The 7204-nt window shown below is 67.7% G+C and carries 9 protein-coding genes; 6 read left to right on the forward strand and 3 right to left on the reverse strand.

All coding sequences use genetic code 11. The annotated features are described in order from the left end of the window. Positions 1 to 3 precede the first annotated feature (3 nt). The 3 genes from CGU35_RS14155 to CGU35_RS14165 all read left to right on the forward strand — a co-directional run bounded on the left by CGU35_RS14155 (position 4) and on the right by CGU35_RS14165 (position 2727). On the forward strand, positions 4 to 1143 hold the full coding sequence (locus CGU35_RS14155; RefSeq protein ID WP_181003453.1) for a M23 family metallopeptidase: 1140 nt from the start codon (positions 4 to 6) through the stop codon (positions 1141 to 1143). Beyond that, positions 1131 to 1430, forward strand: coding sequence for a DUF6112 family protein (locus tag CGU35_RS14160; protein WP_232711322.1), 300 nt, complete (start codon positions 1131 to 1133; stop codon positions 1428 to 1430). Before CGU35_RS14155 ends, CGU35_RS14160 begins: the two co-directional genes overlap by 13 nt. Before the next feature lie 131 nt (positions 1431 to 1561). Then, positions 1562 to 2727, forward strand: a protein-coding gene (locus tag CGU35_RS14165; protein ID WP_100812122.1) for an IS3 family transposase whose coding sequence is annotated in 2 segments (ribosomal slippage) — positions 1562 to 1846 and positions 1849 to 2727 — 1164 coding nt in all. Because the reading frame shifts where the segments join, the coding sequence is not laid out codon by codon here. A 57-nt stretch (positions 2728 to 2784) separates the two neighbouring features. Here CGU35_RS14165 and CGU35_RS14170 read toward each other — a convergent pair. Continuing rightward, positions 2785 to 3510 (reverse strand): hypothetical protein, encoded by a 726-nt coding sequence (locus CGU35_RS14170; RefSeq protein WP_100812158.1) that lies wholly within the window; start codon positions 3508 to 3510, stop codon positions 2785 to 2787. Next, the gene (locus tag CGU35_RS14175) at positions 3507 to 3905 is read right to left on the reverse strand and encodes a hypothetical protein (RefSeq protein ID WP_198519601.1); all 399 of its coding nucleotides are present in this window, start codon (positions 3903 to 3905) and stop codon (positions 3507 to 3509) included. Before CGU35_RS14175 ends, CGU35_RS14170 begins: the two co-directional genes overlap by 4 nt. Before the next feature lie 198 nt (positions 3906 to 4103). Here CGU35_RS14175 and CGU35_RS14180 point away from each other — a divergent pair, with 198 nt between their 5' ends. Continuing rightward, a complete protein-coding gene (locus CGU35_RS14180) occupies positions 4104 to 4742 on the forward strand; it encodes an SOS response-associated peptidase family protein (protein ID WP_100812159.1) in 639 nt (212 codons plus the stop codon). A 126-nt stretch (positions 4743 to 4868) separates the two neighbouring features. On the opposite strand, the gene CGU35_RS14185 is transcribed toward CGU35_RS14180, so the two are convergent. Further along, positions 4869 to 5738, reverse strand: coding sequence for a hypothetical protein (locus tag CGU35_RS14185; RefSeq protein WP_100812160.1), 870 nt, complete (start codon positions 5736 to 5738; stop codon positions 4869 to 4871). A 17-nt stretch (positions 5739 to 5755) separates the two neighbouring features. Here CGU35_RS14185 and CGU35_RS14190 point away from each other — a divergent pair, with 17 nt between their 5' ends. Together CGU35_RS14190 and CGU35_RS14195 are read left to right on the forward strand one after the other, a co-directional pair. After that, positions 5756 to 6073: a DUF6112 family protein gene (locus tag CGU35_RS14190; RefSeq protein WP_219811476.1), complete on the forward strand. Its 318-nt coding sequence runs from the start codon at positions 5756 to 5758 to the stop codon at positions 6071 to 6073. A gap of 22 nt (positions 6074 to 6095) precedes the next feature. Continuing rightward, the coding region (locus CGU35_RS14195) for a conjugal transfer protein TrbL (RefSeq protein ID WP_100812161.1) at positions 6096 to 7204 on the forward strand (1109 nt) is incomplete at its 3' end.

The following is a 7204-nucleotide window of genomic DNA, read 5'->3' on the forward strand; positions in this document are numbered from 1 at the left end:
CCTATGAAGAAGATCCTTGGGCTCCTGCTCGTCGCGCTGCTGGTGCTGCCCGGGGTCGCGGTGACGGGAATCGCCACCGCCATCGCGCTGTCCCTGGCCGGCTGCGCACCGGGTCCCGGACCCGGTGCACTCTCCCCGGACGCCCCGGTTCCGGAGCAGGCCCGCCGCTGGGTGCATCTGGCGGCCACGACGTGCAGCGACATCCCCGAGGCATGGTTCGCCGCGGTGATGGCCCAGGAGTCGAGCTTCGACCCGAACGCTTACGCGGACGACGTCAACGGCGGCACATGGGGACTGTTCCAGATCAACAACGGTGTGTGGACGGCGACGTACGGGGCGCCGTGGAGCGCGGACCGCAACGGCAACGGAATCTGGGACGTGCGGGAACCGATGATCCACGCCGAGGTCGGAGCGCGGTACCTGTGCGGTCTTCTTGCTCAGGTGCGGCGGCTCCGAGAAGCGAACCCGGAGTGGCCTGCGGCGACCCAGCTCACCGAGCTGGAGGCGCTTGCGCTCGCCCACAACGCCGGGCCGGGGGCGCTGCGATGGTGGCCGGACGTCAGCGCGGGAGTGCGCTCCTACGTCACGACGGTCACCGACCGGGCCCTGGAATGGACCGCGCGGCCGGCTTCCAGCTCAGCTGATCCCCGCGCGGACATTCCCGAGACCGCCCGGGTGGTGATGCCCCTGGCCGAGGGGAGCTACAACGACAGCAGCCCATACGGGCTGCGAATCGACCCGTTCACGGGCGAACGACGGTTTCACTACGGCACGGACATGGGCGCAGCAGAGGGGACGCCGATCGTCGCCATCGCCGATGGGCTCGTCATCCACGCGGGATACCTGGCGGGATGGAACAACATCATCGTCATCGAGCACACCGTGGCAGGCGAACGGGTAGCCAGCGCTTACCTGCACATGTGGGACTGGGGCATCCATGTGCGGGCAGGAGACCGCGTCCGCGCCGGGGACCACATCGCCGATGTCGGTGCGGAGGGACGCGCCAAGGGCGCACACCTGCACCTGGAAATCCATCCCGATGGCTGGACCGCGGGCACTGTCGATCCCCTCACGTGGCTGGCCGCGCACGGTGCGGCAGCACACTCGGGGGCATCATCGAGCACCGCGCGGTGCGGTTGGTGACCGCCGCCGTGCCGCGCCCGCTGGACGTCTACCCCGACCTCGGGGCTCTCGCCGGACGGGAGGCGCTGCTGGATGTAGCCGGCGCACTCCTGACCATCGTTCTGGTGCTGTCCTGCCTGATGCTGGTCATCTGCGCAGCAGGGTGGGGGCTGACCCACTCGGCAGGGAACGTTCGAGGCATGATGCGAGCACGCACCGGTGTGCTGGTCAGCGTGGGTGCGGCGGCTCTGGCCGGCGCGATGAACGCCTGGGTGAGCTATCTGATCTCGGTGGGCGCTTCCTTCTGACGGCCGCATGTCGATGGTCTCAGGATGAGCCGGCAACAAGCTCCTGCCCGCTGCCAGCCAAAGGGTCTGCCGCACCGGTAGGTGACATCTGAGTTGGGTTGCCCGGGAGGGTGCCCTGGAAGGATGTCATCGTGCCCAAGCCCTATCCCTCGGAGTTCCGTGACGATGTCGTGCGCGTCGCTCGGGGCCGCGAGCCCGGAGTGACGATCGAGCAGATCGCGACTGACTTCGGGGTTCACCCGATGACCCTCACGAAGTGGTTGCGGCGTGCCGCGGTCGAAGAGGGCACAAAGCCGGGCGTGACCCGGTCCGAGGGTGCGGAGCTGCGGGAGGCGCGGAAGCGGATCCGGCTGCTGGAGCAAGAGGTCGAGGTGCTGCGGCGGGCGGCGGCGTATTTGTCGCAGGCGAACCTGCCGGGAAAAGGCTCTACCCGCTCGTGACCGAGCTCGCCGTCGACGGGATTCCCGTCGCGGTGACGTGCCGGGTGCTCAAGCTCGCTCGCCAGCCGTACTACCGATGGCTGGCAACCCCCATCACCGATGCTGAACTCGTTGCGGCGTATCGTGCAAACGCGTTGTTCGGCGCGCACCGCGACGACCCTGAGTTCGGCTACCGGTTCCTCCTCGACGAGGCCCGCGACGCGGGCGAGGTCATGGCGGAACGGACGGCATGGCGGATCTGCCGTGACAACGGTTGGTGGTCCGCGTTCGGGAAGCGTCGCCGTGGGAAGAGTCGGCGTCCTGGCCCGCCGGTCCACGATGATCTCGTGCGCCGGGAGTTCACCGCCGACGCGCCGAACCAGCTCTGGCTCAGCGACATTACAGAGCACAAGACCGGTGAAGGCAAGCTCTACCTCTGCGCCATCAAAGACGTGTTCAGCAACCGGATCGTGGGGTACTCGATCAGCGACCGGATGAAGGCTCGTCTCGCGGTCGACGCTGTCAACAGTGCCGTCGCGCGGCGCGGAAACGTCGCCGGCTGCGTGGTCCACACGGACAGAGGATCCCAGTTTCGCGCGAGGAAGATGGTCCGCGCTCTGCACCATCACGGGATGGTCGGATCAATGGGCCGAGTCGGCGCGGCGGGCGATAACGCGGCGATGGAATCGTTCTTCAGCCTGCTGCAGAAGAACGTCCTCAACCGACGCTCCTGGGCCACCCGCGACGAGCTCCGCATCGCCATCGTCACCTGGATCGAACGCACCTACCACCGACGCCGCCGACAGAAGCGGCTCCACGGCTTGACCCCGGTCGAGTACGAAGCAATCATGAACACCGACGTCGCCCTCGCGGCGTGACTATAACCCGTCACCTATCCGTGCGGCAGACCCAAACGGGCAGGCGGCGAGGTCGCGTCAGACATCGTGCCAGCGCAGGCCGAGTCGACTGAAGGCGTCGAGCAGATCGGGCGTGTCGGCCGCCACACGCTCGGTGTCGCTGAAGGATGTCAGGTGGCTGGTGTGGACGTCGTCGTCGGCACGTTCGAAGACAGCCCACACGCGGATGTCGTCACCGTGCCGGGAGCGGAACTCGACGCCGTCCACGAGGTCCCGGCGGTCCTCTCCCGGCAGGTCGTACATCCATCGAGCGATCGCCTGGGTGAGGACGCGTGCACTCGCGTCCTTCAGCAGAGCGGCGTCGACCTGGTCTGGCGCGATGCCGTAGACCGGGAACGGGAACTGCGGCGCGAGAGTCGCAATAGTGCGTGAGTGGGTGATGAAGCAGTACCGGCCGCGCTGATGGGCGGAGCCGTAGATTCGCCCGGTGAGCCACTCGTAGCCGACCTCGCCGGGCGCGGCCTCGGGGAAGGCGGAGATGGTGCCGTCATCTTCGATGTCGTCGAGCTCGCTCAGAAGCACATCGTGGGGTCGGAAGTGGGCGAGCAGCTCGAGAAAGCATCCCAGCAAGCTGTCGGTCGTGTAGAGGCTTCGGAACTCCCCGCGCGGATCATCCCAGCGCCCGTCGAACAGACCGTGGGCGGTGGCGTACCGCCACGGGGTCCACTCCCACGGATCGGGTTCGTATCCGACACGCCACACTATGCCTGGGTCGTGCGTGATCTGCAGTGTCGGCGCGGTCATCCGAGAACGGCGAACCGCTTCGCAGCGGCAAGCACTCGGCGGGCGCCGTCCAGCGCGTCACCCTCGCGCAGCACCGTCGCGGGGGCGTCATCGCGCAGCATCGGGTTCATTCCCTTGAACCACGACTGCACGGTGACCACGTCGAATCGCTCCCGTAGCAACGCGGCCGCGTGATACGCGCTGCGCAGCCGGTCACGGTCCTGCTCGCTAGGCTCACCACGCCCCTCCGCCCACGCCGACACCGACCGCGCCGCCTTCACGCCGCCGATGTACGCGACCAGGCGCACACCGAGGATCTCGCGCAACTGAGCCACTAGCTGGTCGAACGGCAGCCGAATCGAGTCTTCGTACGCGCGGAGGCCTGGCCGCTGGTCCGAGTCTGTCGTGGTGCTCATGTGCCGATCCTACTCCCGACCAGGGAAAAGGACAGCACAAATGTCCATTGCAATGGTGGATGAAATACAATGAGAAATGCCTCTGTCGGTGTGTTGGATGAACTCGGCACAGTCTTCCGGCAGCGCGCGACAAGAGGACAGCGGCGAAGCAGTCGACGGCTGCGGCGGTGTGGGCGGGCTGCAACTACGGTTAGGACCATGTGCGCCAGCTACGGGCTTGACCCGCGCTTCAAGGACGCCGACGACATCCTTGCCGGCGATGTGGAGCTCCTCGACAATCTGCGATCCTGGGCCGTTCACAATGGCGGGCAGACGCTGCTTCCCACCGGGAAGAACCTGCGCAACGTGAATCCGATCGTGCAGGAGCGCGACGGCTACCGCGCCGTCGAACTGGCCTGGTGGGGATACCTCGTCAAGGGGCAGCCGGCGAATTTCCCCTCCATCAACACCCGCTCCGAGCGGCTCATGGAGCGAACGGCACCGCTTCCCGCGCGTGCGGTCGTGCCGGCGACCACCTGGTTCGAGATGCAGAAGCCAAGCCGGCAATGGTTTCAATTCGAGGGCGCGGACCTTGAGCTGCTCGCCATGGCCGCCGTGACGCAGCCGGGGCGCACTGCAGACGGCACAGCGTTCACCTGCTACTCCATCGTGATGCGTCCCGCACCGGACATGCTCTTGAGCGTGCACGACCGCATGCCGTTGCTGATTCCTGCGACGTTCCTCGCGGAGTGGCTCGCAAGCGACGCGCCATCGCGCGATGTCGTGGAGATCGCGGTCGTCGAGTCCGATCGTGTCCTGCGCGGCGTTACTGCGCAGGCAATCGCGGCGCGTCCCTGACTCGCGACAAAGGGGGGCGCCTGCGCGATGCTGGGCGGGCGCAGCTCCTGCCTGCCCGGGACGGTGCCGGCCGTTCACCATCCGCGCCGACCGACATTCTGGTGCGCAGCTGGCCTCCCGCTACGGTCAGAACGACATCCCCCGCCCTGGCCCGAACGGTGTGCGCAGCGGATCGGTGAACGGGTCCATGCCCACGACCTCTTGCCTGCCGGGGCGGGATCTCAGTCCACTCTTGGCACGCGCAGGTCCCTGCTGCGGTTCCTCGGGCGCGCCACTCTCGGCCAGGGAGCGGCCGGCGGGGTCGTCCTGCTCGCGCAGGAGCGAGACATGGCTACGGAAGGGGTTGTAGGTCAGTGTGTAAGCGCCGTTCGTCGCGGAGCGTTCGAGTTGTCCGCGACGCGGCGCGTCGGTAGATGTGCCCCTCAGCGAGGCCGCCTCGGTGGTCTGCGCGCCACGGTCATACCCTGCAAACTCTTCAATGGCTGCATCCGTGCCCGCGTGGCTGATCAGGTCCAGGACCTCCTCAGCCTTCCCGCCATCGAGGAACACCACTCTGACCAGGCGCCGCGCCGGTGGAGGCGTCGGATCTGCGGGGACTTCGTGCCAGGCGATGCGGACAGAGTGCTGAGATGCGGAATCCAGCCGGGATTGCACCTCGCCCAGCAGGATTCCCGCCCGTCGCAGCTCGTCGGCGGTGGCGAGCGCCGCCTGCGCCCCGGCGAGATGATCGCCCGTGTCGTCATGAGCGGTGGCGCGGAAGCGGGCGTGGATTGCGACGAGCTGATCAAGCACCTGCTGCAGCGACCCTACCCGCCCCAGCAGATCCCCGGTCACGGCGTAGGTCTCGCCGGGCTGCAGGATGTCGCGGGTCGCGTGCGCCAGGCCTCGCAATGCAGCGGACGCCTCGAATCGGGGTGCCTCCTCCTGCGTTCGGCGCACGTCGGATAGGGATGGGCGTTCCCACTGGGCTGGTGGGACGCGTTCGCGTTCCTTCATGACGTCTCTGAGGGAGCATGGTGTTGCCTGATCTCCTCCTGCCGATCCTGCTGGCTGTGCCTGCCGATATCGGTGTCACCCCGAATGACAGCGGCCTGCCGGGCATCGCTCAGCTGCGGACGATCGTCGGGGCGGTTATGACGATCGGGCTCGTGCTGTCGGTGCTGGCGCTGATCTGCGCGGCGATCGTGTGGGGGCTCGGCTCGTTCAGCTCGAATCCGCACCTCGCCTCGCGGGGCAAGACCGGCGTGCTCGTCGCCTGCATTGCCGCGCTGGTGACGGGCGCCTCGGTGACGTTCGTCACGTTCGCCTGGAACGTCGGCCAGGCGATCTGAGCGTGGACGGAGGACCTGCCGGATGTCTGTCTGTGATGCCCCCGTCATCTCTGCCGTCTGCGATGCGGCGACAGCGGCGGCGGGAGCCGTGGGCGGGTCGGTCATCGAGGGCACGTTCGCGTGGGTGGCCGCCGCCACCGGCGCCGCGGCGGCCTGGATGTTCGAGGCCGTCTGGACGCTGTTCGACACGACGACTCTGGTTGACGTCACCGCACCGCACTATGTCCGCATCTACAACATCCTGTTCGGTATCGCCGTGCTGGTGATGATCATCTTCTTCCTCTTCCAGCTCATCACGGGGCTGGTGCGACGAGAACCGGGCGCGCTGGCACGCGCCGCGCTGGGTTTGGCGAAGTCCGTGCTGGGCAGCTTCCTCGTCCTAACGGTAACGGCGACGCTGCTGGAGATCGTCGACCAGCTCAGCATCGGGATCATCCAGGCCAGCGGCCACACCATCGAGGAGATGGGCGGGCGAATCGCTTTGCTGTTGGCAGGGCTTGGCACCCTCAGCATCCCCGCCCCCGGGGCGGCGATCATCGTGACGATCTTCCTGGCTGCCATGGCGATCGCAGCGGCAGGGATCGTGTGGTTCTCGCTGCTGATCCGCAAGAGCCTGCTGCTGGTTGCGATCGTCCTGGCGCCGCTGGCGCTGGCGGGCGGCGCGTGGGAGTTCACCCGCGGATGGGTGTCCAAATGGGCGCTGTTCGTCGTCGCGCTGATCTTCTCCAAGCTGGTCATGACGGTCGTCTTCCTCGTCGCGGTCGGGCAGATGGGCGCCCCGATCGATCTCGATCTCGCCTCTCTGGCCGAACCCGTCTCGGGAATCGTGTTGATGCTCATTGCGGGGTTCGCCCCCTACCTGGTCTACAAGTTGGTCGCCTTCGTCGGCTTTGACCTGTATACGGCTACAGCCACGGAGCAGGAGGCAAAGCAGGCGGTGAACCGGCCGATCCCGATCCCGCACCTGCCGCAGACGCTGCCGCAGCGGGGGTCGAGTGAGTCTCCGGCGCCGGCGCCGCGACCAGCGGCGCCGACGGAAGGGGCTCCCGTCGGGGGTGCGGGGACTCCCCCGGCGCGCGGCGGGGGAGCGGCGCAGAGCGGCGGCTCGGCGGCGCCCGGCACAGCGCCCGC

The organism is Microbacterium sp. BR1 (assembly GCF_002812725.1).
Taxonomy (GTDB): domain Bacteria; phylum Actinomycetota; class Actinomycetes; order Actinomycetales; family Microbacteriaceae; genus Microbacterium.

What these genes read in the sequence shown, in the direction of transcription:
- CGU35_RS14190 (WP_219811476.1), top strand. Translation starts at nt 5,756, where the DNA reads ATGGTGTTGCCTGATCTCCTCCTGCCGATCCTGCTGGCTGTGCCTGCC.
- CGU35_RS14185 (WP_100812160.1), bottom strand. Translation starts at nt 5,738, where the DNA reads ATGAAGGAACGCGAACGCGTCCCACCAGCCCAGTGGGAACGCCCATCC.
- CGU35_RS14170 (WP_100812158.1), bottom strand. Translation starts at nt 3,510, where the DNA reads ATGACCGCGCCGACACTGCAGATCACGCACGACCCAGGCATAGTGTGG.
- CGU35_RS14175 (WP_198519601.1), bottom strand. Translation starts at nt 3,905, where the DNA reads ATGAGCACCACGACAGACTCGGACCAGCGGCCAGGCCTCCGCGCGTAC.
- CGU35_RS14155 (WP_181003453.1), top strand. Translation starts at nt 4, where the DNA reads ATGAAGAAGATCCTTGGGCTCCTGCTCGTCGCGCTGCTGGTGCTGCCC.
- CGU35_RS14180 (WP_100812159.1), top strand. Translation starts at nt 4,104, where the DNA reads ATGTGCGCCAGCTACGGGCTTGACCCGCGCTTCAAGGACGCCGACGAC.